24 protein-coding genes are annotated in these 23,737 nt (G+C 73.9%); 14 read left to right on the forward strand and 10 right to left on the reverse strand.

Annotated elements, in window-relative coordinates:
- Genes AB0I32_RS07190 through AB0I32_RS07200 form a run of 3 tightly spaced genes read left to right on the forward strand, consistent with a single transcriptional unit; the run spans nt 1 to nt 3,829 of the window.
- On the forward strand, nt 1-879 hold the full coding sequence (locus AB0I32_RS07190) for a carbohydrate ABC transporter permease (protein ID WP_357504321.1): 879 nt from the start codon (nt 1-3) through the stop codon (nt 877-879).
- Nucleotides 876-2,969: an alpha-galactosidase gene (locus AB0I32_RS07195; RefSeq protein ID WP_357504323.1), complete on the forward strand. Its 2,094-nt coding sequence runs from the start codon at nt 876-878 to the stop codon at nt 2,967-2,969. Before AB0I32_RS07190 ends, AB0I32_RS07195 begins: the two co-directional genes overlap by 4 nt.
- Nucleotides 2,970-2,971: 2 nt before the next feature.
- A complete protein-coding gene (locus AB0I32_RS07200; RefSeq protein ID WP_357504325.1) occupies nt 2,972-3,829 on the forward strand; it encodes a hypothetical protein in 858 nt (285 codons plus the stop codon).
- Nucleotides 3,830-3,869: 40 nt separating this feature from the next.
- Here the strand turns inward: AB0I32_RS07200 and AB0I32_RS07205 are convergent, their stop codons facing one another.
- Nucleotides 3,870-4,709 (reverse strand): EamA family transporter, encoded by an 840-nt coding sequence (locus tag AB0I32_RS07205; RefSeq protein WP_357504327.1) that lies wholly within the window; start codon nt 4,707-4,709, stop codon nt 3,870-3,872.
- Nucleotides 4,710-4,825: 116 nt separating this feature from the next.
- Between AB0I32_RS07205 and AB0I32_RS07210 the strand changes: the two genes are divergently transcribed.
- Entirely contained in the window at nt 4,826-5,575 is a 750-nt protein-coding gene (locus tag AB0I32_RS07210; protein WP_357504329.1) for a sugar phosphate isomerase/epimerase, read from the forward strand.
- Nucleotides 5,572-6,690, forward strand: a complete 1,119-nt coding sequence (locus AB0I32_RS07215; protein ID WP_357504331.1) for a Gfo/Idh/MocA family oxidoreductase — start codon at nt 5,572-5,574, stop codon at nt 6,688-6,690. The genes AB0I32_RS07210 and AB0I32_RS07215 overlap by 4 nt, the downstream gene beginning before the upstream one ends.
- Nucleotides 6,691-6,720: 30 nt before the next feature.
- Here the strand turns inward: AB0I32_RS07215 and AB0I32_RS07220 are convergent, their stop codons facing one another.
- Nucleotides 6,721-7,368, reverse strand: a complete 648-nt coding sequence (locus tag AB0I32_RS07220; RefSeq protein WP_357504333.1) for a TetR/AcrR family transcriptional regulator — start codon at nt 7,366-7,368, stop codon at nt 6,721-6,723.
- Between AB0I32_RS07220 and AB0I32_RS07225 the strand changes: the two genes are divergently transcribed.
- Entirely contained in the window at nt 7,342-8,091 is a 750-nt protein-coding gene (locus AB0I32_RS07225) for an NAD(P)-binding domain-containing protein (RefSeq protein ID WP_357504335.1), read from the forward strand. The two genes, AB0I32_RS07220 and AB0I32_RS07225, sit on opposite strands and share 27 nt — an antisense overlap.
- 22 nt (nt 8,092-8,113) lie before the next feature.
- Here the strand turns inward: AB0I32_RS07225 and AB0I32_RS07230 are convergent, their stop codons facing one another.
- Together AB0I32_RS07230 and AB0I32_RS07235 are read right to left on the reverse strand one after the other, a co-directional pair.
- Entirely contained in the window at nt 8,114-8,854 is a 741-nt protein-coding gene (locus tag AB0I32_RS07230; protein ID WP_357504337.1) for a glycoside hydrolase family 16 protein, read from the reverse strand.
- A gap of 10 nt (nt 8,855-8,864) precedes the next feature.
- Nucleotides 8,865-9,668, reverse strand: a complete 804-nt coding sequence (locus AB0I32_RS07235; RefSeq protein ID WP_357504339.1) for an SDR family NAD(P)-dependent oxidoreductase — start codon at nt 9,666-9,668, stop codon at nt 8,865-8,867.
- 88 nt (nt 9,669-9,756) lie between these two features.
- On the opposite strand from AB0I32_RS07235, the gene AB0I32_RS07240 reads away from it, so the two are divergent.
- A complete protein-coding gene (locus tag AB0I32_RS07240) occupies nt 9,757-10,656 on the forward strand; it encodes a LysR family transcriptional regulator (RefSeq protein ID WP_357504341.1) in 900 nt (299 codons plus the stop codon).
- Between the two features lie 31 nt (nt 10,657-10,687).
- On the forward strand, nt 10,688-11,449 hold the full coding sequence (locus AB0I32_RS07245) for a class I SAM-dependent methyltransferase (protein ID WP_357504343.1): 762 nt from the start codon (nt 10,688-10,690) through the stop codon (nt 11,447-11,449).
- A gap of 12 nt (nt 11,450-11,461) precedes the next feature.
- Here the strand turns inward: AB0I32_RS07245 and AB0I32_RS07250 are convergent, their stop codons facing one another.
- Nucleotides 11,462-12,430 carry an NAD(P)-dependent alcohol dehydrogenase gene (locus AB0I32_RS07250; protein WP_357504345.1) on the reverse strand — a complete coding sequence of 323 codons (969 nt, stop codon included), beginning with the start codon at nt 12,428-12,430 and terminating at the stop codon, nt 11,462-11,464.
- Between the two features lie 176 nt (nt 12,431-12,606).
- On the opposite strand from AB0I32_RS07250, the gene AB0I32_RS07255 reads away from it, so the two are divergent.
- Together AB0I32_RS07255 and AB0I32_RS07260 are read left to right on the forward strand one after the other, a co-directional pair.
- Nucleotides 12,607-13,656: a CobW family GTP-binding protein gene (locus tag AB0I32_RS07255; protein ID WP_357504347.1), complete on the forward strand. Its 1,050-nt coding sequence runs from the start codon at nt 12,607-12,609 to the stop codon at nt 13,654-13,656.
- A 42-nt stretch (nt 13,657-13,698) separates the two neighbouring features.
- The gene (locus AB0I32_RS07260) at nt 13,699-14,904 is read left to right on the forward strand and encodes an MFS transporter (RefSeq protein ID WP_357504349.1); all 1,206 of its coding nucleotides are present in this window, start codon (nt 13,699-13,701) and stop codon (nt 14,902-14,904) included.
- Between the two features lie 4 nt (nt 14,905-14,908).
- Here the strand turns inward: AB0I32_RS07260 and AB0I32_RS07265 are convergent, their stop codons facing one another.
- Nucleotides 14,909-16,528, reverse strand: coding sequence for a tannase/feruloyl esterase family alpha/beta hydrolase (locus tag AB0I32_RS07265; RefSeq protein WP_357504352.1), 1,620 nt, complete (start codon nt 16,526-16,528; stop codon nt 14,909-14,911).
- A gap of 201 nt (nt 16,529-16,729) precedes the next feature.
- Here AB0I32_RS07265 and AB0I32_RS07270 point away from each other — a divergent pair, with 201 nt between their 5' ends.
- The 4 genes from AB0I32_RS07270 to AB0I32_RS07285 all read left to right on the forward strand — a co-directional run bounded on the left by AB0I32_RS07270 (nt 16,730) and on the right by AB0I32_RS07285 (nt 22,031).
- Nucleotides 16,730-19,519 (forward strand): AAA family ATPase, encoded by a 2,790-nt coding sequence (locus AB0I32_RS07270; protein ID WP_357504354.1) that lies wholly within the window; start codon nt 16,730-16,732, stop codon nt 19,517-19,519.
- Between the two features lie 103 nt (nt 19,520-19,622).
- Nucleotides 19,623-20,678, forward strand: coding sequence for an alpha/beta hydrolase (locus AB0I32_RS07275; protein ID WP_357504356.1), 1,056 nt, complete (start codon nt 19,623-19,625; stop codon nt 20,676-20,678).
- Nucleotides 20,675-21,391 carry a molybdopterin-dependent oxidoreductase gene (locus tag AB0I32_RS07280; RefSeq protein WP_357504358.1) on the forward strand — a complete coding sequence of 239 codons (717 nt, stop codon included), beginning with the start codon at nt 20,675-20,677 and terminating at the stop codon, nt 21,389-21,391. The genes AB0I32_RS07275 and AB0I32_RS07280 overlap by 4 nt, the downstream gene beginning before the upstream one ends.
- Complete coding sequence (locus tag AB0I32_RS07285; RefSeq protein ID WP_357504360.1) at nt 21,384-22,031, forward strand: cytochrome b/b6 domain-containing protein; 648 nt, start codon at nt 21,384-21,386, stop codon at nt 22,029-22,031. The genes AB0I32_RS07280 and AB0I32_RS07285 overlap by 8 nt, the downstream gene beginning before the upstream one ends.
- Here AB0I32_RS07285 and AB0I32_RS07290 read toward each other — a convergent pair.
- From AB0I32_RS07290 to AB0I32_RS07305, 4 genes are all read right to left on the reverse strand, one after another.
- Nucleotides 21,992-22,450 carry a hypothetical protein gene (locus AB0I32_RS07290; protein WP_357504363.1) on the reverse strand — a complete coding sequence of 153 codons (459 nt, stop codon included), beginning with the start codon at nt 22,448-22,450 and terminating at the stop codon, nt 21,992-21,994. The two genes, AB0I32_RS07285 and AB0I32_RS07290, sit on opposite strands and share 40 nt — an antisense overlap.
- Nucleotides 22,437-22,673, reverse strand: coding sequence for a hypothetical protein (locus tag AB0I32_RS07295; RefSeq protein WP_357504365.1), 237 nt, complete (start codon nt 22,671-22,673; stop codon nt 22,437-22,439). The genes AB0I32_RS07290 and AB0I32_RS07295 overlap by 14 nt, the downstream gene beginning before the upstream one ends.
- A 25-nt stretch (nt 22,674-22,698) precedes the next feature.
- On the reverse strand, nt 22,699-23,142 hold the full coding sequence (locus AB0I32_RS07300; RefSeq protein ID WP_357504367.1) for a VOC family protein: 444 nt from the start codon (nt 23,140-23,142) through the stop codon (nt 22,699-22,701).
- A 92-nt stretch (nt 23,143-23,234) separates the two neighbouring features.
- A complete protein-coding gene (locus AB0I32_RS07305) occupies nt 23,235-23,663 on the reverse strand; it encodes a hypothetical protein (protein ID WP_357504369.1) in 429 nt (142 codons plus the stop codon).
- Between the last annotated feature and the right edge of the window lie 74 nt (nt 23,664-23,737).

Below are 23,737 nucleotides of genomic sequence, written 5' to 3' on the forward strand. Positions count from 1 at the left end.
ATGTCAGCGCTCGCCCCACCCCTCACCCGGCCCGGCACAGCCAGCCGCCGACGGCGGCCCCGTGCCGCCCGCTCCCCGTGGCTGCACGTCGCGATGATCCCGGTGACGCTCCTGTGGCTCAGCCCCATCGTGTTCGTCCTGTTCGTCGCCGTCCGGTCCTTCGACGACATCGCGAGCCGCGGCCTCGGCGCCCTCCCCGCGTCGTTCAGCACCGAGGGCTTCGCCACGGCGCTCACCGACGGTGGCGTGCTCCAGGCGCTCGGCAACAGCGTCGTCGTCACCGCGTGGGCGGTCTTCGCCTCCCTCGCGCTGTCGTCCGTCGCCGCCTACGCGCTCAGCCGGTTCGACATCCCCGGCCGCCGCACCATCCTGCTCACCATGCTCGCCGGTAACCTCCTGCCCCCGCAGATCCTGCTCGTCCCGGTCGCGGCCATCACCGAGGCCATCGGCATCGCCGACACCCGCACCGCGCTCGTCGTCGTGCAGGTCGGGTTCGGCATCGGCTTCTACACGTTCGTGCTGCACGGCTTCATGCGCAGCCTGCCCACCGAGGTCTTCGAGGCCGCACGGCTCGACGGCGCAGGACCCGGCGGCATCTTCTGGCGCATCGTGCTGCCGCTGTCCCGGCCGGCGCTGGCGGCGCTCGCGGCCCTGGCGACGACGTGGATCTTCAACGACCTGATCTGGGCGATGACCGTGCTGCGCACCGAGTCGAAGTTCCCGATCACCGCGGCCCTGCTCAACCTCCAGGGTGGCTACGCGAGCGCGTGGAACGTGGTCGCGGCAGGATCGTTGCTGGCCGCCGTCCCGACGGCGATCGTGTTCTTCATGTTCCAGAAGCAGTTCGTGTCCGGACTTCTTGTGGGGGCCAACAAATGACGTGGACGCTCCCGACCCGGTCGGGCCGGTACGCGGTGGCGCTCGCGCCACGCGGGGCCGGGCTGGTCGCCGTCGGCTGGGGGCCCGGCGGCGGTGACGGGCCCGCTCCCGCCGCCGCGACGTCGTCCTTCGAGGCGGACCTGGACCTGCTCCCGCTGGAGGCGACGGCGCTCGGCACGCGCAACGTGCACGGCGCCGAGCTCGTGGTCCGGCGGGCGGACGGCCTGCGGGGCGCGCGCCTCGCGCTCTCTGGTGAGGTCGAGCTCGGGCGGGACGACGACGGCGCGACGCACCTCGTGTGCCCGCTGGCCGACGACGTGCTCGGCCTCGGCGTGCGCCTGCACCTGCGGACCCACCCCGCCCACGACGTCGTGGAGAAGTGGGCGGAGCTGCACAACGCCTCGGAGCAGCCGATCGAGCTGCTGCGCGCCTGGGGTGGGGCGTTCGCGATCCCGGCCGGTTCCGGGGCCTCGGTGCACCTGCTCGGCGGCGCGTGGTCACGCGAGTTCACGCCCTTCGACGTGCAGCTCGGCGCGGGGACACTGAGCATCGGCAGCCGGCAGGGCATCACCTCGCACACGTACGCGCCGGTGGTGACGGTCGTACCCGCCGGAACGGACGGCGTGGTCCGCTCCGCCGGAACGGACGCCGGCGTCCGCTACGGCGTCGCGCTCGGATACAGCGGCTCGTGGCGGATGGCGCTGGACGCCGTACCGTTCGCCGACCACGTCCGGATCGCCGCCGGGCCTGACGACGAGTCGGGCATCCTGACCCTCGCGCCGGGCGAAGACCTGACCACCCCGGTGCTCGCCGGGGTCCGCGTCGAGGGCGACGCCGGCGACCTGGCGCAGGCCTGGCACGAGTACCAGGCGACGCTGGCCCGCACCCGCGGCCCGGAGCACCGGCCGGTCGTCTACAACTCGTGGTTCGCCACCACGTTCGACGTCCGCGTGGCGCACCAGCTCGAGCTCGCGCAGGCCGCTGCGGAGGTGGGCGCAGAGGTGTTCGTGGTCGACGACGGCTGGTTCCGCGGCCGCACCAGCGACCGTGCCGCGCTCGGCGACTGGGACGTCGACCTCCACCGGAACCCGGACGGCCTGGGCCCGCTCGCCGACGGCGTCCGCGCGCTCGGCATGCGGTTCGGCCTCTGGGTGGAGCCGGAAGCGGTGAGCCCCGACAGCGACCTGTACCGCGCGCACCCCGAGTGGGCGCACCAGGTGGCCGGTCGTCCCCTGGAGACCCTGCGCAACCAGTACGTGCTCAATCTGGGCCGACCCGAGGTCGAGGAGTGGGTGCTCGGCACGCTGCGCCGCCTGCTGGACGACGGCGACGTCACCTACCTCAAGTGGGACATGAACCGCTCGATCGCCGACGGCGGGCAGAGCGTGCTCGGCGGCGACGACTGGTCCTGGCGGCACACCCAGGCCTACTACCGGATCCTCGACGCCCTGCGCGCCGAGTTCCCGCGGGTGACGGTCGAGGCGTGCGCGGGCGGCGGCGGGCGGATCGACCACGCGGTGCTCGCGCGGACCGACGTCGTCTGGCCCAGCGACGAGACCGGACCGCGCGACCGGCTGGCGATCCAGCACGGATTCCTGGGCGTCCTGCCCGCCTGGACGATGAGCTCCTGGGTCACGGACCTGCCGGATCTGCTGGACCGCGACCGGGAGGGCGCGCCGGCGAGCCTGGAGTTCCGGTTCGTCGTCGCGATGGCCGGCGTGCTCGGCATCGGCGCCGACCTCCTGGCGTGGGACGCGGCGACGCGGGAGCGGGCTTCCTCCCTGGTGGACCTGTACCGGTCGATCCGGACCGTGGTGCACACCGGGCGGGTGCGGCGGCACGGGGCGCCGTCGCACGAGGCGTGCGCGGTGCAGTACACGGCAGCGGACGCCGTCGTCGTGCTCGCATGGCGGCGGCCCGGTGCTGCCGATCTCACCGTGCACCTCCGCGACCTGGACCCGGACGCGCGGTACCGGCTGCGCGGCGACGCGCGGACCAGCACGTTCAGGGGCAAGGAGCTGATCACAGACGGGATTGCGATCGGCTGGACCTGGGAGGACTGTGCGGTCATGATCCTGGACCGCGTGTGACCGTGGCGGGACCGGCCGGCGCCGGACGCCCCCTGACCGTACGGACCGACCTGGCGTTCGGCGGCCGCTGGACGTCGCTCGCCACACCCGAGCGCGAGTGGCTCTGGCACAACCCGCGGATCCCCGACGCCGAGCGGGCCGCCGTCGCACCGGGCGACGCGTTCGTCGACGCGGGCGGCGGCGAGGAGTGCTTCCCGACGCTCAACGGTCCGAGCGACCACGGCGAGGTGTGGTCTCGGCCGTGGGCCGCCGACGACGGCGAGCCGGGCGTCGACGTCGCGCCGGTCTCGGCCGGCGGTCTCACCCTGCGCCGTCGGCTGGACGCGGAGGACGGCGTCGTGCGGGCGAGGTACGCGATCGAGGGCCCGCCCGGTGCCGCCGTCCTGCACGCGGTGCACATGCTGCTCGACGTCGGTCCCGGCGCGCGGCTGGAGGTGCCCGGGCGACCGGACGTGCTGGTGGTCGAGTGGCCGGAGCGGGGCGCGACGGTGTCGTCCGTCTGGCCGGACGGCGACGGGGTGTCCTTCGATGTCCTGGGCCCCGACGACGGGACGGCCCGCTGCGCCGTCGTCGCCACCGACCGGGTCGACATCGTGGACGGCGCCGACCGGCTCTCGCTGAGCTGGGGCGTCGAGCCCGGATACGCGGCCCCCGTGTCGTTCGTGGTGTGGCGCAACCTCGGCGGCTGGCCCAAGGACGCGCCGTACCGGTCGATCGGTGTCGAACCGCTGCTCGGCGCGGAGTCGAACCTGGACCGGGCGGCGCCGCACCAGCTGGCGCACCTGGACGGGACAGGTCGGCTGAGCTGGTGGCTGGAGGCCCGGGCAAGCACAGGACTTGAACCTGTGACCGGGAGATGATGAGTCTCTCGGTCGGCCGGCGCGCAGCTGAGCAGAGTGCTCAGGTGCGCCCGAAGGCACTCGCCGACCGGTTCGCGAAGAACACCAGCACCACCACCGCGGCGGCCAGCAGCAGCGACCACGAGACCTGCGCTGAGCCCTGGAGCACCTCGGTGACGTAGCTGATCACGGGCAGCGTGGACATGATCGCCATCGCGGCGACGGGACTGGTCCGGGTGAGCCCGATCTGGAGCAGCCACAGCGGTGCGACCACGCCGAGCAGCGAGAGCACGACCAGGTGGGGCCAGTCGAGCGACGGCGGCCCGTTCCCCGCCCAGTGCCAGGCCACGCCGACCGCGGCGAGCAGATAGGTCAGGTGGTAGCGGCACGCGAGGATGGCGCTCGGGCTGTGCCCGAGCCCCGACAGGCGCACCGACTCCGTCGCTATCCCCGCCGCACCGACCCCGGCGACGGCGGCCAGCGTCGCGCCGATCGCGAGATCCGCGAGCGGTGTCCCGGACGCACTGCGGACCAGGCAGAAGGCGACCCCCGCGCCGAGCACCGCCAGTGCGAGCCAGACGTTCCCCGTGCGCCGGGTGAGCACCCAGGCGGCCAGCGGGCCCAGCGCGGTCTCGATGCCGGTGGTCACCGAGCCGGGAACGAAGGCCAGCGACACGTAGAAGCACAGGAACACGAGTGCCGTGAGCAGGTTGATCGGCACGGTGTCCCGGAGCGGCACCGGCCGGGTGCCCGGCGTGACCACGAGTCGCAGGTTTGCGAGCCCCGCGGCCAGGAGGAACGCCACGAGGGTGTACCAGAGGTTCTCGCCGAGCGAGCCGGACTCCCCGAGAAGCGCTGCCACCGTGCCCTGCAGGACTGTCGCAGCGAGGACGTAGAGCATGACGGGCACCGTACAGGCCCCTGCCGGATCACTTGGGCGGCTTCCGAGAAAAATCTTCCACTGTAAGAATTTCTGGGTACGATCGTCGTGCTGACCATGCCGAACGAAGGAGTTCCATGCCGACGACGAAGCCGACCACCTCAGTACAGCTCTACACCGTCCGAGACGCGGTCGCCGAGGACCTGGACGGCGCGGTAGCGCGCCTCGCCGAGATCGGGCTCGAGCACGTGGAGCCCTACGCCTTCCACGAACGCACCGTGGAGTACGGCCGCGCCTTCGCGGCCGCGGGGATCACCGCGCCGTCGGGACACGCGCCGGTGCTCGGCTCGGACGCACCCGAGGCGATCTTCGACGCCGCGGCCACGCTGGGCATGGCCACGGTGATCGACCCGTTCGTCCCCGCCGAGCACTGGCAGACGGCGGAGCAGGTGGCCGAGCTCGCCGAGCGGGTCAACGGGCTCTCGGTGCTGGCCGCCGAACGCGGCCTCGAGTTCGGGTACCACAACCACGCCTGGGAGCTGAGCACCCGGATCGAGGGCAGGCATGCCCTCGAGCTGTTCGTCGAGCACCTGGATCCGGCGGTGGTCCTCGAGGTCGACACCTACTGGGCGAGCGTCGGCGGGGCCGACACCCCGGCACTGCTGGCCGCGCTCGGTGACCGGGTCCGTCTTATCCATGTCAAGGACGGCACGCTCGACGGCGACGTCCAGGCGCAGCAGCCCGCGGGGTCCGGCGCGGTGGACGTACCGGCGATCCTGGCCGCGGCTCCCCGGGCGACCCGCGTGATCGAGTTCGACGCGTACGCGGGCGACGTGTTCGCGGGCATCGCGCAGTCGTTCGCCTGGCTGGCGGAGAACGACCGGTGACCGGGGCGACCAGGCCAGGGGCCGCGGGCGTCGGCATCATCGGCGCAGGCAACATCTCGACCCAGTACCTGGAGAACCTGACCCGGTTCCCCGACGTCGAGGTCCGGTTCGTCGCCGACCTCGACCAGGCACGGGCCGCCGCGCAGGCCCAGGCGTACGGCGTGCCGGCCTCGGGAACCGTGGACGAGCTGCTGGCGCGCGAGGACATCGACGTGGTCGTGAACCTCACCGTCCCGGCGGTGCACGCCGACGTCGGGCACCGCGTCCTGGCCGCGGGCAAGCACGTGTGGAGCGAGAAGCCGCTGGCCCTCGACCACGACGCGGCGGCCGCCCTTCTCGCGGACGCCGAGTCGCGCGGCCTGCGCGTCGCGTGCGCCCCCGACACGGTGCTGGGCGCGGGCATCCAGACCGCGCTGCGGGCGATCGCGCACGGTGACATCGGGGAGCCGCTGACCGCGACGACCATGTTCCACGTGCCGGGCCCGGAGGCCTGGCACCCGAGCCCCGACTTCCTGTTCGCGGTCGGGGGCGGACCGCTGTTCGACATGGGCCCCTACTACGTGACGACCCTCGTGCACGTCTTCGGTTCCGCGACGCGCGTCCAGGCGGTCGCCTCAACCTCCCGCCCGACCCGCACGATCGGCAGCGGACCCCGGGCCGGCGAGGTGTTCGACGTGCTCGTGCCGACCCACCACGCCGCGCTCATCGAGTTCGGCCCCGGGCGCTCGGCACAGTCGACGTTCTCGTTCCAGCACGCTCTGCCCCGGAACGGGCTCGTGGAGATCAACGGCACGGAGGGCACCATCGTCCTGCCCGACCCGAACACCTTCGACGGCGACTCGTCCTTGTGGCGGTACGGATCGGACGAGCCGACGACGCTCCCCGCGGTCGGCCCACAGCTCGGGCGCGGCGCCGGGGTGGTCGACCTGGTGCGCTCGATCCGCGACGGCGGCACCGAACGCGCGTCGGGGGCGGTGGCCGCGCACGTGCTGGACATCCTGCTCGCGGTCCGCGACGCGGCGGACGCCGGAAAGCCCGTGGAGATCGACTCTGCCATCGGCCCGGTGGCGCCGCTGCCGGAGGGCTGGGACCCCACGGTCGTGTCAGCGGTGTAGGTCAGCGGTGCACGGCGGGCGGCCGAGCGCTCACGCCTCGGCCGCCTCGTCCGGCCCGGTCGGTCCACCGCCCGGCAGGAGCCGTTCCAGCAGCTCCAGCGAGCGGCGGACGTCGACCTCGTCCGGGGCGAGCAGCCACTGCAGCTGCAGGCCGTCGGAGGCTGCGACGACCAGCGCGGCGGCGTCGTCCGGGTCGACGTCGGCGGCGATCGCACCCGACCGCTGACCGGCCCGGACCCGCTCGGCGAGATCCGACCGGACCCGCACGTAGCGCGCCTGGACGAACTCGCGTGTCGCCGGGTGCTGCTCGCCCTGCAGGGCGTCGGTGGTCAGCGTCGCGTAGAGCTCGACCAGCCCGGGGATGGAGCGGTTCCGCTCGGCGCTCCTCTCCATCATGGCGACCGCCGAGACCTCCTCGGGAGCCGACGGTTCGTGTGCCTGCGCCTCGTGAACCTGGGACTCGTGCGCCCGGTAGACCTCGACGAGCAGCTCGTCGCGGTTGGCGAAGTAGTACCGCAGCGCGGCGTGCGAGACGCCGATGGCCTCGCCGATGGCGCGCAGCGAGGCGCCCACCCCGCGCTCGGCGAACAGCGCCATCGCGCTGAGGAGGATCTGCGCGCGCCGCTCGGGACCCTTCCGGTACGACCGCCCGTGGGATCCCGCATCGCCGTTCGCCATGGACGCCATCGTACGAACGCTCGTGACATACGGAACTCGCGCGGACGGAATGCGTCACGAATGCCTGGGGTTGCCGACCGTATGACTACTTTCGGCATCATCGGAGCGGGAAACATCGGCAGCCAGGTGGCGCGCGTCGCCATCGCACAGGGCCACGAGGTGGTGATCGCCAACTCGCGCGGTCCCGAGACCCTCGCCGACCTGGTCGCGGAGCTGGGGCCGAAGGCACGGGCGGCAACGGTGAAGGAAGCAGCCGAGGCAGCAGACGTCGCCGTCGTGTCGGTGCCGTTCAAGTCCTACCGCGACCTCCCGGTCGAGCCCCTTGCGGGCAAGATCGTGCTCGACACGAACAACTACTACTGGGAGCGCGACGGCCGCGTCGAGGCGCTCGACCGTGGCGAGGCGACGGTCTCCGGCCTGCTGCAGGAGCACCTGCCCACCTCGAAGGTCGTCAAGGCGTTCAACCAGATCATGGCGGCGAACATCACGACGGACGGCACTCCGGCCGGGACCGAGAACCGCCGGGCCCTCGTCACGGCGAGCGACTACCCGGAGGCCGTCGAGCGCGTGACCCGGTTCTACGACGAGGCAGGCTTCGACACCGTCAACGCGGGGCCGCTCAGCGAGTCGTGGCGCGCCGAGCGTGACCGGCCCGCTTACGTGTCCCGCCAGAACGCCGAGGAGCTCAAGGCGAACCTGGCCAGGGCGCCGCGCACCATCTGACCCGGTCCCGGGACGCGGCGGCTCACGACGTCCCGGTCACCGACCGAACCACCGCGGTCCGGGGGTAATGGCCGGGGTCCCGCGGCCCGGCGGGGAACTCGAACAGGTCGATCATGAGCTGCAGCGGATAGGCCAGGACCTGGTCCGACGTCCAGACGGTGGCGCCGTCGACGAGCAGACGCACGCCGGCGGCGTCCCACTGCGCCGCATAGGAGTGCGGGGCGGTGGCGTCCAGCGGCAGGCGGACGTCGGCCAGGTCGGTCCGCAGGCGAGGGTCGTGGTGCGCCTTGATCCCGAGCCGCACCGTCGAGGCGTCCGGACCCAGCTGGTCGCCGAACAGCTCGGCCAGGCAGATCTCCCCGGAGTCCTCGGGCGAGCTCTCCTCGAACCCGACGAGCCAGATGCCCACCATGCAGAGCGGGTCGGAGGAGGCGCTCACGACCACCTCGACCTCGCCCGCCGACGGCGTCCACAGGCGCCGCGTCGGCGTGGCGGTCCGCACGACCAGGCCGTCCGACCGGTGCCGGTGCTGGCCCCGCGTGCCGCCCACCGGGCCGGTCCAGGTACCGGTCTGGAGGTTGGAGACGCGCATCTCGCCGTCCTCGGGCCGCCAGGCCGGCTGGTCGTGGTCGATTCGCAGCCGGAGGCCGCCGGGTACGAAGTCGTACCTGGCGGCCGACCGCTCCGGCGTCGTCCAGTGCGGCAGGTAGTGGGGCACCCACAGCCCGGCGTCGAGCACGGGTCCATCGAACGTGTCGTGCATGCGGCAAGTCTCAGGCCCCGAACGCCGCCTGCGCTACCGGCTCCCACTCGCGCCAGGTGCGCAGGCGCTCGGCGTAGATCTGCTCGACCTCGGTGAAGGTCCTGCCGAGCAGGACGTGCAGCGGGGGCTGCTCGGCGTCCGCGATCCGGAGCAGCGCGTCCCGGGTCGCATGCGGGTCGCCGACCTGGAAGTCGGGGGCGGTCGCCTCGCGAACCTCGTCGTAGTCGGGGTTCGGGGCGCTGACGTGCGCCGCGGTGGCGAACCCCGTGGCATAGGGGCCGGGCTCGACGTTGGTGACGTGGATGCCGAACGCCGCCACCTCCTGGGCCAGCGACTCGGACAGACCCTCGACCGCCCACTTGGACGCGTGGTACGCGCCGAAACCGGGGTAGGCGCGGACACCGCCCTCGCTCGTGACCTGCAGGATCCTTCCGGACCGCTGCGCGCGCATGATCGGCAGGACCGCCTGGGTGACCCAGACCGTACCGAAGAAGTTGGTCTCGAGCTGGGCGCGGAGCTCGGCCTCGGTGACTTCCTCGACCAGGCCGATGTGCCCGTACCCGGCGTTGTTGACGACCACGTCGAGCCGGCCGAGGTGCTCGGCGGCGCGGGTGACGGCGTCGAACACCGCGGTGCGGTCGGTGACGTCGAGGGCGATGGGCAGGACGGCGTCGCCGTACTTGCTGCTCAGCGGCTCCAGGGCGCTGGTGTCACGGGCGGTGGCGGCGACGCGGTCGCCGCGTTCGAGTGCTGCCTCGGCCCACTCGCGGCCGAGGCCGGTGGACGTTCCGGTGATGAGCCATGTCTTCTCCATGCCTCCATCGTGCGACCCGGTCACCCATTCCACCAGCGACTCTTTCGCACACAAGACATGCGTGCATCGCATGGCTCATGATGACCTCATGGCTGAGCTCACCGTCACCGCCCTGCGGGTCGTGCACGCCGTGGTCGGCACCGGGTCCTTCACCGCGACGGCGGACCTGCTGGGCTACACCCAGTCGGCCGTGTCCCGACAGGTCGCGGCGGCGGAGTCCGCCGCGGGTGCGCCGTTGTTCGTGCGCGGCGCACGCGGCGTCGTGCCGACGCCGGCCGGGGCCCTGGTCGCCCGCCGAGCCGCCACCGTGCTCGCCGAGCTGGACGCCGTCGGCAGGGACCTCGCGGGGCTGGCCGACCGGCTCGCCGGCCGGGTCGTGCTCGGCGCTTTCCCGACGGCGACGTGGGTGCTCGCGCCACGGGCCGTGGCAGTCGTGCGGCGGCAGCATCCGGGTCTGACGGTCGACCTCCAGGAGGCGTCCACACCCGCCCAGCTGCGCCAGCTCCGGGCGGGGCGCATCGACGTCGCGGTGATCGGCATGGGCGCCGACCTGCCCGCATACGACCTGGACGGGCTGCGCCGCGACCACCTCGTCGACGGCCGCTCCCTCGTGGCGGTGCCGACGGGGCACCGGTTCGCCGACCGCGGGCGGGTCTCGGTGACGGAGCTGGCCGAGGAGGAGTGGATAGTCGGCAGGGGGCTGCGCGGCGAACCGCAGTTCGGGGCCTGGCCCACCCTGCTCGAACCGAAGGTGGCGTACACGGCCCGCGAGTGGCACGCGCGGCTCGGCCTGGTCGCGGCAGGGCTGGGCATCACTACCTTGCCCGAGATCGCAGCTCCCGCGATCCCCGCCGACGTCGTGACGGTCCAGGTGGACGACCCCGCCTGGCTCGGCCGCGCCGCGGTCGCCGTCACGCGGCCGGAGCGTCCCGCGAGTGTCGAGGCCGTGGTGGCGGTGCTGCGCGAGGTGGCGCGGGACCTGCCCTGACGCGTCCGCCGCGTTCGGATAACCTCCGAGCATGCAGTCGACCCGCCCGGACGATCCCTGGTCCGCAGTCGCCGACGACTGGGGACGGTACTGGGGCACCTTCGCGCGCCCCGCGTGGGAACCGCTGCTGCGCACCGCCCGGATCGGTCGCGGCACGCGGGTGCTCGACGTCGGCTGCGGCAGCGGTGAGCTGCTGGAACACCTCCAGGACCAGGGCGCGGTGCCCGGCGGCGTCGACCCGGCGCCGCGGATGGCCGAGCTCGCGCGGGCGCGCGCGGTCGGCACCGACGTCCGGCTCGGCGACTTCGAGCGGCTCCCGTTCGACGACGGCGCCTTCGACGCGGTGCTCGCCGTGAACGCGTTCCAGTTCGCCGAGGACCAGGACGCAGCGCTGGCCGAGGCCGCCCGCGTGCTCACGGCGGGCGGCGTCGTCGGCCTGGCGGGGTGGGCCGAGCGCGCGTGGAACGACCTGGACGCGATCAACGCCGCGCTCGCCGCGGCCGACGACGACGAGCCGCCAGAGGACGGCCCGCTGCGCGTCGAGGGCGGGCTCGCCGCCGTCCTGGGCGGCGCGGGCTGGGACGTGCTCGACGACGGCGTCGTGCCTGTGGTGTGGATCGCGCGCGGCGACACCGACCTGGTGCGCGGGATCCTCTTCGGCGAGGAGGAGTCGACGATCGCGGACCTCGCGCCCGTCGTGGTCGACGCCGCCGCGCCGTTCCGCCAGCCGGACGGCGGCTACAGGCTGACGAACGCCTTCCGCTGGGCCGTGGCGCGACGACCCGGGCGCTGATCCGGCGGCTGCTCACGCCTCCCGCGCGCGGCCCGCTATGTCGACGACCACCTTGCCGAGGGCGTGCCCCTCACCGTGGAAGGCCAGCGCCTGGGGGACCTCGTCGAGCGGGTAGGTGCGGTCGATGTGGATGTCGACCTGCCCGGCGAGGCACCGATCGGCCAGCGGCTCGAAGTGCTTGGGGCCGAGGCGCACGGCCATGACCTGGATCCGGCGGCCGGTCAGCAGGCCCGTGACGGTGCCGACGGTCAGGATCTCCAGCAACGTCCGCACGGGCCCGCCCACGCACAGGTACCGGCCGCCGCGCGCGAGGGCGCGACAGGCGAGCACGGACCGGTGGGCGACGAGGTCGAGCACCAGGTCGTAGGGCCCGGTCCGGGTGTAGTCCTGGCTGCGGTAGTCGATGACGCGGTCGGCGCCGAGGGACCGGATGTAGTCGAGCTTTCCGGCGTTGTCGACGCCGGTCACGTGCGCGCCGGCGTTTCTTGCGAGCTGGACCGCGACGGAGCCTGAGCCGCCGCCCGCACCGTTGATCAGCACCCGCCGGCCCGGGCCTGCTGCCGCGGTGCCCTGGATCGCGATCGGGCCGGCCTGCGGCAGCGTCGACGCCTGGGCGAACGTCAGGGCCGCCGGCTTGTGTGCGAGGGCCGACTCGGGCGCCACCGCGTACTGGGCGAAGCCGCCCATGAGCGCGAGGTTGTCGCCGTAGACCGCGTCGCCCGGCCGGAACCGCGTGACGTCGGAGCCGACGGACTCGACCCAGCCGGCGATGTCCGAGCCCAGGACCCGCCGGCCCGGCCTGCGCAGCCCGCCGAGCCGCGCGTAGGCCGGCGTCCCGTGCAGACCCTCCCAGTCGGAGAGGTTGACCGACGTCGCCGCTACCTCCACCAGCACCTGTCCTGGCCCCGGAGCAGGCTTCGGTATCTCCTCGACCCGCAGCACGTCTGGTGGCCCGTACTCGTCGTAGACGACTGCCCGCATCCTGCGCTCCGCTCCGTGGACCCGGCATATCAGGCCGATGTGGTGCCCGGTCTACACGCTCTGGCTGCGGGCGACAAGGGTTCCGTGGGGCGAGCCCCGTCGTGAGAACGGTTATCATCCAACCGGGCGGTGCGCGGACGCCGCCGGATCGCCGTCGGACCGGGGAGAGAGGCGCGATGAGCAGCACAGCCGCCTCCGAGCGCGTGCCCGTGGTGACGCTGACCGGCCACCTCGGTGCGGGCAAGACGACGCTGCTCAACCACCTGCTGCAGCAGCCCGGGGCACGGGTCGGTGTGGTGGTCAACGACTTCGGCACCGTCAACGTCGACGCGGGCCTGGTCACGGGACAGATCGACGAGCCGGAGTCGATCGCAGGGGGCTGCCTGTGCTGCCTGGAGGACGCCGGCGGGCTCGACGACGCGCTCGAGAAGCTCACCCACCCGCGGCTCGGGCTGGACGTCGTCATCGTGGAGGCCAGCGGCATCGCCGACCCCGTGACGCTGTCCCGCATGATCCGGTTCAGCGGCGTCGAGCGGGTGCGGCCCGGGGGAGTGGTCGACGTGGTCGACGCCCTTGAGTACTTCGGCACCGTCGACCGTGGCGGCGACCCACCCGCGCGGTACTCGGTGACGTCGCTCGTCGTCGTGAACAAGACGGACCGCCTGCCCGCGGAGGACGGCGCGCGGACGCTCGCGCGCATCGAGGCCCGCGTGCACGAGCGCAACCCGGCAGCCCAGGTGGTGCGCACCTCGCACGGGCGCGTGGACCCCGCCCTGGTCTACGACGCCGCGTCCGCCGAGGACCCGCCCGACCAGCTCCCGCTCGCCGCGCTCCTGCGCGACGGCCGCGAGCACGACCACCAGCACGCGGACGCCGTGACGGTCACCGCGTCCGGGCCGGTCGGTCCAGGGCTGCTCGTCGACCTGCTCGAGGACCCGCCGCCGGGCGCGTACCGGATCAAGGGCCGGGTGGTCGTCGACACCGGCCGGAGCCTGCGCGGGTACGTCGTCAACGTCGTGGGCCGGTCGGTGCACGTGACCGGTCGCCGGGTCGCCGGTGCGGCGGGCGGGGTGGGCGACGGCGGCTTCGGCGAGCTGGTCGCCATCGGCATGCACCTCGACGTCGGACACGTGCGGGAACGCCTGGAGCGTGCGCTGGCGCCGGCCGAGCGGCCCGACGCCCGGGGCTTCGCCCGACTGCAGCGCTACCGGCGGCTGAGCGACTGAGGTTGGGCGCGGGGCCCGGACGACCTCGTAGGGTGAGTTCACGTGAGCCACGCCCCGACCGAGCAGCAGCAGCCCATCCTGCGGATCCCCGGTATGCGGGCGCTGCTCGGGGTATCGCTGCTCGGCTTCGCCGGCTACGCCCTCCTGCTGCCGACGGCGCCCCTGTGGGCCACTCGTGGCGGCGTCGACGAGGGCGGTGCCGGGCTGGTCAACGCCGTCCTGATGCTCGCGACCGTCGCCTTCCAGACGACGGTGCCGTGGGCGCTGCGCCGGTGGGGCTGGCGTACCACGCTCGTCGCCGGGGTGCAGCTGCTCGGCCTGCCCTCGTTCGGGCTCCTGCTCACCGACCAGCTCGCCGGGATCCTGGCGGTGTCCGCGGTCCGGGGCGCGGGGTTCGCCATCGTGACGGTCTGCGGCGCGAGTGCCATCGCCGAGCTGGTCGACGCCTCCCGGCGCGGGCGGGCGATCGGCGTCTACGGGCTCGCGGTCGCCGTCCCCCAGCTGATCCTCGTGCCGAGCGCCGCCTGGATCGCCGAGTCCGTCGACTTCCGGGTGGTGTTCGTGCTCGGCGCGCTGCCCGCGCTCGCGGTGCCGTTCGCGGCGGCCTTGGGCCGCCGGCTCGACGTCGTCGCCAGGGACGCCGCCCGTGATGCGGCCGCCGAACCGCGGCAGGCGCGGGGGAGAGTGCTGCTGGCGCTCGTCGTGCCGTCGCTCGTCCTGCTCGCCGTCACCACTCCTGGCGGGGCGCTGCTCACGTTCGCCCCGCAGTTCCGGCACGGGGCGACGGTGGCCGTGTTCGGGCTGCTGGGCTTCACGGCCGCGGCGGCTCTGTCCCGCTGGCTGGTCGGCGCGCCCGCCGACAGGTTCGGTCCGCGCCGGTTCGTCCCTCCGCTGCTCGCCCTCTGCGCCGCCGGCCTCGCCCTGTGCGCCTGGTCGCTGTCCGACGGCGGCCCCGGCGCCGCCGTGCTCGTCGCCGGCATGACGGTGGTCGGCATCTCGTACGGCAGCCTGCAGAACCTGACGCTGGTCACCGCGTTCGCCGCCGTGCCCGACCGGGACCGCAGCGTCGCCTCCGCCGTCTGGAACATCGGGTTCGACGCCGGCACCGGCCTGGGCTCTCTGGTCGTCGGGTTCATCGCCGCCGGGACCAGCTTCTCCGTCGGCCTGCTGACCACCGCCGCCCTGTGCGTGGTGGTCGCCGCGGTCGCCCTGGTGGGCGGCCGGGCTGCGGGCCGACGGAGCGCCTAGCGGGTCAGCGGGCGGCGCAGCGGTAGCTCGACGCCGACGCCGGGTCGCCGTGACCGGTGTAACGGGTCACCTTGGGGTAGCTGCAGACGTCGCGGGTCACGACGGTGCCGTCCGGCCGGGTGGTGGACGTGGCCAGCGTCACGGGGGACTGCCCCTGCTCGACCCACCTCACGAGGGCTCCGAGGGCATCGGTCGGCTGCGCTCCGGCGCCACCGCCGCAGTGCTCCACGCCCGGGAGCAGGAAGAGCCGGTAGAAGCTGTCCACCCGCGCCGGGGCGCCGAAGCGCCGCTCGACGCGCTCGCGGTAGTCGACGGTGCCTTGGGTGGGCACGAGCTGGTCCGCCTGCCCGTGCCAGCTCAGCAGCTTGCCGCCGGACCGGGCGAACGCCGACAGGTCGGGGTCGTCGCTGCCGATCACGTCGTGGAACTGGCGCTGGGAGCTGCGGAAGATCTGCTCGAACCGCTCGTACGTCAGCGCGGTGGTGTCGAGCCCGAGGTCCCGCCCCACGAAGTTCTTGACCCAGAGGTCCGCCACGACGAACGGCTTGCCGGGCGTGGCGAGCCAGCCGAAGTCGGCGCCCTTGCTGGGCCCGTACCAGAGCTTGCGTCCGTCGGCCGAGACGGGGCCGGCCCAGATCTTGCGGACGGCGTCCGCAACGGGGGCGCCGATGGTGACCGTCCGGTCACCGCAGTCCACCTGGGTGCCGACCAGCGCGCGGGGGTCCCAGCGGCAGGCCTGCGGGTCGTCGATGATGCCGTCCCGGACCCCGTCGATCGTGTCGCACGCCGCGACGGCGGCGTCGTTGAACGCGTCGAGCTCGCACGGGGTGGGCGAGACGCCCTCCTCGTGGAACACGACCTGCGGCCAGAGCGTCGCGACGGCGAACCTGTCCCAGCTCACCGCGGGCGCGTCGGCCAGGATGCCCTGGAAGTCGCGCGGGTACTCCTGCGCTGCGAGGTAGCCCTGGCGCCCGCCGGTGGAGCAGCCGTTCCAGTACGAGTAGGTCGCGGACGTGTCGTAGAACGCCTTGGTCACGGCCTTGCCGACCACGGCAAGGTCGTGCACCGAGCGGGACGCGAAGTTGGTCAGGAGCGGCTGGTTCACCGTGCCGTCAGGCGTGAGCGCCCAGCTCGCGTCGAGCCCGGTCTTCACGCCGGCGTCGGTCGACGCCGTCGCGTAGCCGTCCTTGACCCCCTGGACCAGCGGGGCGCCGAAGTCCCCGGCCTGGTAGGCGCTGCCCCCGACGGCTTGGAACCGGCCGGTCCACAGGGCGCGGTCCTGCGGCAGCCCCACCTTGACCGCCACCCGGTCGTCGGCGCCGCGGTGGGTCAGGGTCACGGTGATGTCGCACCAGTCGGGCACGTCGGTGATCGGGGCGGGCGCGCCGAGCGGCGTCGCGGGGAACGTGTACGTGCCGGCGGCACGCGTCTCCGCGGTGACGGAGACGACGCGCGCGCCGGACGGCGGGGAGACCTGGACGGGCGCGCAGGCCGCCGTCGGCATACCGGCGGGGAGGGTACCGGCGCGGTCGCCGCCCAGGGGAGCGGCGCCGGCGGTCATCGGGACCAGCACGGCCGCGGTCGCGGCCAGCGACACGGTCAGGGTCAGTAGCTTCTTTCGCATGTGGCCCACCGTGGCGTGGCCGTTCGTCGGCCGCGCCAGGGGCGCCCCCTGGTGTGTACCCCGGGTGTGCCACGGGCCAGGCCCTAGGCTTGGGCTGCCGGACGACGGGCGCCGATGACGTGCACGACACCGGCGCGCGGGCCAGGACTGCCAGGCGCGAGGAGGGGGCCGGACCGGCCCCGCGAGAGAGGACTATCCGCCATGGCCGCCTGGACCCAGAACCCGGATCCCGTGGACCCCGGCGGGAGCACACCCGGGGAGCCCCTGGTGGGCAGGCGGCGGGAGAACCGGGTGCTCGACGACCTGGTGACGGGCGTCCGGGAGGGCCGCAGCCAGGCGCTCGTGCTCCGGGGCGACGCGGGTGTGGGCAAGACGGCGCTCCTCGGCCGCCTCGCGGGCCGTGCGCACGGGTGCCGGGTCGCGCGGGTGGTCGGGGTCGAGTCGGAGATGGAGCTCGCGTTCGCCGGTCTGCACCAGCTCTGCGCTCTCCTCCTGGACCGGCTGGACCGCGTGCCCGAGCCGCAGCGGGACGCGCTGAGCACGGCGCTCGGCCTGCGCCGGGGTGAGACCCCCGACCGGTTCCTGGTCGGTCTCGCGGTGCTGAGCCTGCTGGCGGAGGCTGCTGCGGAGCGTCCGCTGATCTGCCTCGTCGACGACGTGCAGTGGCTCGACAACGCCTCGGCGCAGACCCTCAACTTCGTCGCCCGCCGGCTGCCGGAGCAACTGCCCGTGGCGCTCGTCTTCGCGGAGCGGCTCGGCCAGGAGCAGACGGTGCGGGGCCTGCCGGAGCTGGCCGTCGGCGGGCTCTCGGACCGCGACGCGCACCTGCTGCTCGACGCCGAGCTCACCGGACCGGTGGACGCCCGGGTGCGCGACCGGATGGTCGCGGAGACCCAGGGCAACCCGCTGGCCCTGACGCAGATGGTCCGCGGCCTCACCCCGGAGCAGATGGCGGGCGGCTACGGGCTGCCGGGGACCGGCCCGCTCGCCGGCCGGATGGAGGAGGCCTTCGAGCGGCGGCTGGCTCCGCTCCCGCCCGAGACGCGCACCCTGCTCCTGGTCGCCGCCGCCGAGCCAGGGCGCGACCCGGCTCTTGTCTGGCGGGCGGCCGCCGCGCTCGGGGTCGCTCCGGCGGACGCCGAGCCGGCCGCGGCGGCAGGGCTGCTCGACGTGAGCGACCAGGTGCGGTTCGCGCACCCGCTGGCCCGGTCGGCCGTCTACCGGGCCGCGGACCCCGACGCGCGCCGGGCCGCGCACCACGCCCTCGCCGAGGCCGCAGATCCCGCTGCCGACCCCGAGCGGCGCGCCTGGCACCGTGCGCATGCGGTGTCCGGACCGGACGAGGACGTGGCGGCCGAGCTCGAACGGTGTGCCGCGCGGGCGCAGGCCCGGGGCGGGGTGGCCGCCGCTGCCGCCTTCCGCGAGCGCTCTGCGGTGCTGACCCCGGACCCTGCGCTGCGGGCCGAGCGCGCGCTGCACGCCGCCCGGGCCAAGTTCCACACGGGGGCGCCGGACCGGGCGCTCAGCCTGCTGGCCGCCGTCGACTCCGGCCCGGCGGACGACCTGGTGCGCGCCCGCGCAGACCTGCTGCGGGCCCAGATCGCGGGTGCTCGGGGTGACGGCCGGGACGGCCCGCTCCTGCCCGTCGCCAGGCGGCTGGAGGTGCTGGAACCCGGCCTGGCGCGCGACACGTACCGCGACGCTCTCCAGGCCGCCCTGGTCTGCGGCCGGCTCGCCCGGTCCGGGAGCGTGCGGGAGGTCGCGACGGCGCTCCTGGCCTTTACGCGTCCCGATGACGGCAAGCCGGTGTGCGACGAGCTGCTGGAGGGCATGTCCACCGTGGTCACGGCCGGCTACGCGGCCGGTGCCCCGACCCTGCGCCGCGCGGTCCGGGAGGTCGGGTTCGGCACGGACTGGGAGGTCCTGCCCCACCTGGCCTGGATGCCTCTGGTCTGCCGCATGGCGCAGGACGTCTGGGACGACGAGACCTGGCACGCGCTCACGGTCCGTTCCGTCGAGGCGGCGAGAAAGCACGGCGAGCTGCGCGTCCTCCCGCCCCTGCTGTTCTCGAGCGCCGCCCTGCTCGCGCTGGAGGGCGACCTCGACGGCGCGCAGGCGGCAGGGGAGGAGGGCATGATGATCGCGGAGGCGACCGGCACCCTGCCGATGCTGCCCTACGGAGCTGTCTTCGCCGCGGCCCTGCGCGGGCAGGAGGAACGGGCCACGGCGCTGCTCACCGCTACCGCGACCGAGGCCGCCGCACGTGCGGAGGGGCACTGGCTGCCGGCGTCCGCGTGGGCCGCGGCGGTGCTGTACAACGGGCTCGGCCACTACGAGCAGGCGCTCGCCGCCGCACAGGAGGGCAGCGCCTACCCCGACGAGCTGGGCCTGGGCTCCTGGTCGCTGGTCGAGCTCGTCGAGGCCGCCTCCCGGGCGAACGAGCCGGGCCGCGCGAAGGACGCCCTGGCCCGCCTGGACGAGATCGCGCGGTCGTGCGGGACGGACTGGGGGCTCGGGTCCGCCGCGCGCAGCCGGGCGCTGCTGAGCGAGGGCGCCGAGGCGGAGGACGCCTACCTCGAGGCGATCCAGCGGCTGGGCCGCACCCGCCTGACGGCGCTGCTCGCGCGGACCCGCCTCGTGTACGGCGAGTGGCTGCGCCGCGAGCACCGCCGGACGGACGCGCGCGAGCAGCTGCGGCTCGCGCACGACGTCCTTGCCGGATCCGGGATGGAGGGTTTCGCGCAGCGTGCGCGGCGCGAGCTGCTGGCCTGCGGCGAGACCGTCCGCGTGCGGACGGCCGATCCCGCGGCGGCGCTGACCGAGCAGGAGGCCGAGATCGTGCGGCTCGCGGTGGACGGCGGCACCAACGCCGAGATCGCGGGCCGGCTCTTCATCAGCCCGCGCACCGTGGAGTGGCACCTGCGCAAGGTCTACACGAAGCTCGGGATCAGCCGCCGCACGGAGCTGCGCCAGGCGCTCCGCGCGGTCTGAGCCACGCCAGGGTGCGGACCAGGGGGACACCCTGGTTCGCCAGGGGCCCGGGCCGGGCGACGGTGAGCACGAACGAGCACCGACCCGGCAGGAGAGCCACCCCATGATCGACAGAAGAACTTTCGGCAAGGCCTTCGGGCTGGCAGTCGCGTCCGCCACGGCGCTCGGCGCGGCTCCGGCAGCCGCCGCCGGGCCAGGCTCCGGCGGTCCGAGCAGCCCGGCCCCGACCGAGGTGCCCGAGCTCCCCGTGGCTCCCGCGTTCGAGCGGATGCGCCAGGTGGACGCCGGTGAGCTGAACATGGGCTACGCCGAGCTCGGGCCGGCGAACGGCCGGCCCGTGGTCCTGCTGCACGGCTGGCCCTACGACATCCACAGCTACGTGGACGTCGCGCCGATCCTCGCCGCGCGCGGCTACCGGGTGATCGTGCCGTACCTGCGCGGCCACGGGACCACCACCTTCCGGTCGGCGTCGTCGTTCCGCAACGCCCAGCAGTCGGTCGTGGCCCTCGACGTCATCGCGCTGCTCGACGCGCTGCGGATCAAGCGCGCGGTCTTCGCGGGGTACGACTGGGGTTCCCGCACGGCCGACATCATCGCCGCGCTCTGGCCGCACCGGGTCAAGGCGCTCGTGTCGGTGACCGGCTACCTCATCACCAACCGCGAGGCCAACGAGAACCCGATCTCGCCGATGTCGGAGTGGGCGTGGTGGTACCAGTACTACTTCGCCACCGAACGCGGCCGCCGCGGGATGGAGAACCCGGAGTACCGCGTCGAGCTGGCCCGCCAGGTCTGGACCTTCAGCTCCCCGACCTGGACGTTCGACGAGGCGACGTTCGCCCGGACGGCGGCGGCGTTCAGCAACCCGGACTACGTCGACGTCGTGATCCACAACTACCGGTGGCGGCTCGGGCTCGCCGAGGGCGACTCCCGGTACGACGCGCTCGAGCGCCGGCTGGCCGCGAGGCCGACCATCGGTGTCCCGACGATCACGATCGACGGCGAGCTCGACCCGTTCACCCCGCCGGGCGAGGGCTCGATGTACCGGTCCTACTTCACCGGCCCGTACGACCACCGCACGTTCCGTGGCATCGGGCACAACGTCCCGCAGGAGGCGCCGGCCGAGTTCGCCCGGGCCGTCGTGGACGCCGACGCGCTGTGACCGCCGCAGTTCCCGGCCCCCGGGACCAGGGGCCCGCCGGGCGGCCGATGGGCCGCCGGATCGTGCTGGCGATGCTCGGCCTCGGCGCGGCGGGCGTGGCCGTGGGGCCCGCCGTGCAGCGCGGCCTGAGCGGCATGCGCTCGGCCCTGTCCCGGGTCGCCCCGGGCACGGTGCCGGACGCCCGCGGGTTCCGCTACTTCAGCATCGTCGGCTCCGTGCCGCGCAAGGACGCCACGACCTACCGGCTCACCGTCGGGGGCCTGGTCGACCGGCCGGCGACGTACACGCTCGACCAGCTCGCGGCCCTGCCGCAGACGACGGTGGTGCACGACGCCGTCTGCACCGACGGGTGGCAGGTCGACGACGTGCCGTTCACCGGCGTCCGCCTCGGCGACCTGCTCGACGCCGCGGGCGTCCAGGGCAAGGGCACTGCCGTCCGGTTCACCTGCTTCGACGGCGCCTACTCCGAGAGCCTCACCCTGGAGCAGGCCCGGAGGCCGGACGTCGTGGTCGCGCTGCGGATGTTCGACGAGCCCGTCCCGCACGACAGCGGCGGCCCCGTGCGGCTCTTCGTCGCGCCGATGTACTTCTACAAGTCGGCCAAGTGGCTCTCGGGCATCGAGGTGACCGAGGAGGTCGAGCAGGGGTACTGGGAGGACTACGGCTACCCGGTGGACGGCTGGCTGCCCGGTGAGGAGCCGGTCGGTGCCTGACGAGCCGCGGTTCGTGCTCCGGTTCAGCCCGGCCGAGCGGGCCGTCCATCGCGCGACCGGGCTGCTGTTCCTGGTCTGCGTGCTCACCGCGACAGCGCTCTACGTACCGGACGTGGCGCAGCTCGTCGGCCGCAGGCACGTCGTCGAGACCGTGCACGAGTGGTCGGGGATCCTGCTGCCCGCGCCGGTCCTGCTCGGCCTCTGGTCGCAGGCGTTCCGCGCCGACCTGCGGCACCTCGACCGGTTCACCGACCAGGACCGCCGGTGGCTCGCCGGGCTCCGCTCGCCGGACCCGTACCGCGGGCGGCTCGCGGGAAAGTTCAACGCCGGCCAGAAGCTCTGGGCGTCCTGGCTCGCCGGGACGGTCCTGGTCATGCTCGGCACCGGCCTGCTGCTCTGGTTCAAGTTCGCGCTCGGGTTCGTCCCGCGGGCCGGCGTCGTGCTCGTCCACGACGTCGGCGCTTACGCCCTCGTCATCGTGACCGCGGGCCACGTCCTCAAGGCGCTCGCCGACCCGGAGGCCCGGCGCGGCATGCGCACCGGGTCCGTCCGGCGGTCGTGGGCGGAACGGGAGCACGCCCTGTGGCTCGGCGAACCGGGTCAGAAGCCGAAGTCCCCGATCCCGCCGTCCCCGGCATAGGTGCTCTCCTCGTCGCCGTCGGCGGCCCAGGCCTCCCAGACCAGGGACGACGCCGCGTAGGCGGCGACCGCGCCCAGGATCGCGGCGCTCACGGCACTGCCGAGCGCCGCCCCGGGCGCGTCGGTGCCGAGCATCCGGGCGACCTCGCCGCGCCGGCGCGCCTCGGCCCGCGACGCCGACCGGGCCAGTGCGGCCGGCGTCGCGTCGGTCGGCCGTTCGTCGGCGCTCGCCGCGGAGGCCAGCCGCTCGTACACGGCAGCACGCTGCTCCGGGCTCAGTCGCCCGAAGGCGTCGGCGTGCACGCGTTCGACGACCGCGGGCGGCGCAGATCCGAGCATCTTCTCGTAGCGGTCCAGTGCGAGGGCGTCGGCGGCCGCCGCCCTCGCCGACCGGCGCGTGAGGCGGTCAGACCAGCTCATCGTCGGCCCCTTCACGTGTGCCGTCGGCAGGAACGAGGCGATAGCCCCGCTCGGCGAGGGCGCGGGCCATGTGGGTGGCGTACCACTCGGGCCAGGCCTCGTCGTACACGCCGCCGAGGTCCTCCTGCTCGTGGATGCCGTGCGCGGCCGCCGCCTGCCGGAGCAGGTCGAGCAGGATCTCGCGGGGCTGGGTGTGGTTCGGGATGTTCACCGGTGTCTCCATGGTGCGCTCCGTCGGCCTCGTGCGGTCAGCGGCCGGGGAGACGGTCGACGACCTGCTGGAGCACCCACTCGTTGCCGTCGGGGTCGGCGAACGACGCGAAGGACGCGTAGCTGTCGTGCTCGGGGTGCGGGCCCGGGACGCGGTGCGCGGTGCCGGCCCAGTGGAAGACGCCGTCCTCGTCGTGCCAGATCTCGCTGATGTCGGCGCCACGCTCCTTGAGCTCGGCGCGCGCCGCGGCGAGGTCCGTGACGATCAGGTGCAGGCCCCGGACTGACCCGGGCGCGGCGTCCGTCAGGTGCTCGCCGAAGATGATCGAGGCGGGGGAGCCGGGCGGCGTGAGCTGCACGACGCGCAGGCCCCGCTCGGTCGAGAAGTCGGCGTCGTGCCGCCAGCCGAGCCCCTCGTAGAAGGCCTTGGTGCGGTCCACGTCCGACACGGGCAGGACGACTACCTCGAGCTTGAGCTCCATGATGTTCTCCGTTTCCTGGGGTGTTGCTGGTTGGTTGATCGGTCGGTTGGTCGGTTGGTCGGCGGGCTGCCGTGGGGTACGTGGCGCCGCGGTCACCTGGCCTGGAGCGGGCCCGCGAAGGACTTGCTCAGGGATGCCGGGGCGACGAGGGGCAGCAGAGCCGCGAGGAGCTTGCGCTGGAGGGTCTGGGGCCGGCGGGTCAGCTCCACGTCGATGCGGCTGCCGTCGCCCGCGGGGGAGACCTGGAAGACCCAGCCGCCGCCCGGACCGAACACCTTCGAGTCCAGCGTGGTGATGTCGACGCGGCCGCGCTCGGCGTCCCACTCGTAGCGGGCGCGCTCCCAGGCCGCGGCCGTGCCCTCGGTCACCTCGGCCCAGGTGTCTCCCTGGGCGTGCACCGTGAGGTGGTCGGCGTCGATGCTCGGCCACGCCTCGGCCCGGGCCGGGCTGAAGTCGGTCAGCACCCGCAGGGCGGCCTCGGGGGCGAGCGAGGAGTCGAGGTGAAAGCGGACTGCGGCCATGTGAGGCTCCTTGATCCGGGTAACCACTCTGAACGGTTACTGCGATGACAGAAACTGTGACACAGGTCGAGTAA

Source organism: Promicromonospora sp. NPDC050249 (assembly GCF_040656015.1).
In the GTDB taxonomy this organism is placed as follows: domain Bacteria; phylum Actinomycetota; class Actinomycetes; order Actinomycetales; family Cellulomonadaceae; genus Promicromonospora.

Coding starts and splice junctions, on each gene's coding strand:
- AB0I32_RS07190 (WP_357504321.1), top strand. CDS start 1: ATGTCAGCGCTCGCCCCACCCCTCACCCGGCCCGGCACAGCCAGCCGC.
- AB0I32_RS07195 (WP_357504323.1), top strand. CDS start 876: ATGACGTGGACGCTCCCGACCCGGTCGGGCCGGTACGCGGTGGCGCTC.
- AB0I32_RS07205 (WP_357504327.1), bottom strand. CDS start 4,709: ATGCTCTACGTCCTCGCTGCGACAGTCCTGCAGGGCACGGTGGCAGCG.
- AB0I32_RS07210 (WP_357504329.1), top strand. CDS start 4,826: ATGCCGACGACGAAGCCGACCACCTCAGTACAGCTCTACACCGTCCGA.
- AB0I32_RS07220 (WP_357504333.1), bottom strand. CDS start 7,368: ATGGCGAACGGCGATGCGGGATCCCACGGGCGGTCGTACCGGAAGGGT.
- AB0I32_RS07230 (WP_357504337.1), bottom strand. CDS start 8,854: ATGCACGACACGTTCGATGGACCCGTGCTCGACGCCGGGCTGTGGGTG.
- AB0I32_RS07235 (WP_357504339.1), bottom strand. CDS start 9,668: ATGGAGAAGACATGGCTCATCACCGGAACGTCCACCGGCCTCGGCCGC.
- AB0I32_RS07240 (WP_357504341.1), top strand. CDS start 9,757: ATGGCTGAGCTCACCGTCACCGCCCTGCGGGTCGTGCACGCCGTGGTC.
- AB0I32_RS07245 (WP_357504343.1), top strand. CDS start 10,688: ATGCAGTCGACCCGCCCGGACGATCCCTGGTCCGCAGTCGCCGACGAC.
- AB0I32_RS07250 (WP_357504345.1), bottom strand. CDS start 12,430: ATGCGGGCAGTCGTCTACGACGAGTACGGGCCACCAGACGTGCTGCGG.
- AB0I32_RS07255 (WP_357504347.1), top strand. CDS start 12,607: ATGAGCAGCACAGCCGCCTCCGAGCGCGTGCCCGTGGTGACGCTGACC.
- AB0I32_RS07265 (WP_357504352.1), bottom strand. CDS start 16,528: ATGCGAAAGAAGCTACTGACCCTGACCGTGTCGCTGGCCGCGACCGCG.
- AB0I32_RS07270 (WP_357504354.1), top strand. CDS start 16,730: ATGGCCGCCTGGACCCAGAACCCGGATCCCGTGGACCCCGGCGGGAGC.
- AB0I32_RS07275 (WP_357504356.1), top strand. CDS start 19,623: ATGATCGACAGAAGAACTTTCGGCAAGGCCTTCGGGCTGGCAGTCGCG.
- AB0I32_RS07290 (WP_357504363.1), bottom strand. CDS start 22,450: ATGAGCTGGTCTGACCGCCTCACGCGCCGGTCGGCGAGGGCGGCGGCC.
- AB0I32_RS07295 (WP_357504365.1), bottom strand. CDS start 22,673: ATGGAGACACCGGTGAACATCCCGAACCACACCCAGCCCCGCGAGATC.
- AB0I32_RS07300 (WP_357504367.1), bottom strand. CDS start 23,142: ATGGAGCTCAAGCTCGAGGTAGTCGTCCTGCCCGTGTCGGACGTGGAC.
- AB0I32_RS07305 (WP_357504369.1), bottom strand. CDS start 23,663: ATGGCCGCAGTCCGCTTTCACCTCGACTCCTCGCTCGCCCCCGAGGCC.